This is a genomic window from Synechococcus sp. R55.4 (assembly GCF_047461935.1).
GTDB lineage: Bacteria > Cyanobacteriota > Cyanobacteriia > Thermostichales > Thermostichaceae > Thermostichus.
Window position 1 is genome coordinate 1 of the sequence record NZ_JANSIF010000089.1, and the last position, 1,997, is coordinate 1,997.

The 1,997-nt window shown below is 60.0% G+C and carries 3 protein-coding genes; 1 reads left to right on the plus strand and 2 read right to left on the minus strand.

Annotated features, from left to right (window positions below; genetic code table 11):
- Nucleotides 1-216 precede the first annotated feature (216 nt).
- Nucleotides 217-1,359 carry an AI-2E family transporter gene (locus tag NW842_RS13875; protein WP_238376832.1) on the plus strand — a complete coding sequence of 381 codons (1,143 nt, stop codon included), beginning with the start codon at nucleotides 217-219 and terminating at the stop codon, nucleotides 1,357-1,359.
- A 245-nt stretch (nucleotides 1,360-1,604) separates the two neighbouring features.
- Here NW842_RS13875 and NW842_RS13880 read toward each other — a convergent pair whose 3' ends face one another.
- Both NW842_RS13880 and NW842_RS13885 read right to left on the minus strand, forming a co-directional pair.
- The gene (locus NW842_RS13880) at nucleotides 1,605-1,808 is read right to left on the minus strand and encodes a hypothetical protein (RefSeq protein WP_414418272.1); all 204 of its coding nucleotides are present in this window, start codon (nucleotides 1,806-1,808) and stop codon (nucleotides 1,605-1,607) included.
- On the minus strand, nucleotides 1,789-1,997 hold a 209-nt coding region (locus tag NW842_RS13885), incomplete at its 5' end, for a hypothetical protein (RefSeq protein WP_414418273.1). The genes NW842_RS13885 and NW842_RS13880, both read right to left, overlap by 20 nt.

Consider the following 1,997-nt stretch of genomic DNA (forward strand, 5'->3'; position numbering starts at 1 on the left):
GACACCTTGAGCTTACAGGATATGGTCAGGACTTGGCTCATAAGTTCATTGTACTTCATCAAAGCGCATTCCTCCCGACACCGACCCTACGGGTACAGTGCGGGGCTCCTGCGATTTCTAGCTGAAGGGACAGGATCGCGCATCCAGGGTTCTCGAATAGCGATGGGACTTGTCGGGATCCCATCTAGAATAGGCGACAACCGGGCGAGAGAGGAGGTGAGCTGGCGGGTGACCTTCGCCCAGTGGCTGGGGCTAGGGGCGCTGTTGGGCCTGCTAGTTCTGCTTTGGCAGATCCGGCAGATCCTGCTGTTGGTGTTCGCGGCCATTGTGTTGGCAGTAGCATTGGATACCTTGGCCCAGATCCCACAGCGCTACGGCTTTCGGCGTGGCCCCTCAATTGTCATCACCAGTTTGACGGTTTTGGTGGCCGCGATCTTGGTGGGGCTAATCGTGGTGCCCCCCCTGGCGGAGCAGTTGCGGTGGCTGTTTACCGATGGGGTGCCCGCCGGGATCGTGCAAGCGCAGCGGCTGTTCGAGAGCTTGATTCTCTCTTTGCCGACGGATATTGAGCTGCCGACGCTGCGGGAATTGGCCAATAGCTTGGTGCCCCAGGCCACCGAGTTGGTGCGACAGGTGCGCGACTTTTTCTCCGAGTCCTTCACTGCCTTTTTTGGCACCCTGCTCAACCTATTGTTTGTAATCATCCTCACCATTTTGTTGTTGGCGGATCCCCAAGCCTACAGTCGCGCTTTTGTCTCGGTTTTCCCGGCCTTTTACCGTCCCCGCATTCGCTACATCCTCAAGCGCTGTGAGCTGGCGCTGCGAGGGTGGCTGATGGGGATCCTGTTTACCAGCACCTTGGTGATGCTGCTGAGTGGGATCGGGCTGTGGATTTTGGGGGTGCCCCTGATCTTGGCCAATGCGGTGCTGGCGGGATTGTTCAACTTCATCCCCAATATCGGCCCCACCTTAAGCGTGGTAGCCCCCATGCTGGTAGCCCTCACGGATGCCCCTTGGAAGTCCTTGGCAGTGCTGGGGCTGTATATCCTGATCCAGCAGTTGGAAAGCAGCGTCTTCACCCCCATCGTTATGTCCCGACAGGTGTCGCTCCTGCCCGCCCTAACCCTAGTAGCTCAAGTTACTTCAGCCTTTTTCTTTGGGGTGCTGGGCCTGTTCCTGGCCGTGCCTTTGGCGGCAATCCTGCAGGTGTGGATTCAGGAGGTGCTAATTCGGGATGTCCTGGATCCCTGGCAGGGATCCCGATTGCGGCCCTTGCTCAGGTTGGAAAGTGGAGAGAATGGGATCCAGAGCTCCACCCAGGATCCCATCCCGCCGCCGCAATCGGTGCGAGATGGTTAAGGGAGCAATGCTCCTGACTTGGCTCAGCCACACCAGCCTAGCTACGCGACCAAGAGAGCAGAAAGCGGTTCTTGCCCTGAAGGACTTGACCGGTATAAAGGCCCCGCACCGCTATCGCGAGCGAGAATCCAACAAGCGGCAACCGTGCGCCCAGGCAGAGGGGCATTGGGAGAACAGTGAGACCTACGGCCCGCTGCGCGAAGGGCATTCTATCAACTTTCTATCAACTCAAGGACTCCGTCCCGCTATTGCTCACCTGGCAAGGCCGGACTGTGGAGTCCCGGCGGGAAAAGCCGCAACCCCTGCTGGCGCACTCGCCGCTCCTGGAAAGGGATAGGGGTCACGCGCGGCAAAGGCGTAGCCACAGGCTGGGGAGTTGAAGTGGGCACAGCTTGCGGAGAGGGCTCTGGGCTGGGCTCAGGCGTAAGCTCAGGTTCGGGAGTGGCCACCACGGGCGGTGGCGTTGGAACAGCCGGGATCCCCTCTGGTGTCGGACGGGGGCGGCCCAGTTGAAAGCGCGGCTGGCGACGAGGTGCAAGCGTGGGCGTCGCCTCTGGCGTTGGAGTCGGAGTGGGTGTGGGTGTGGGCGTCGGGCTGGGTGTTGGCGTCGGAGTCGGTGCTGTGTCTTATAAACATCT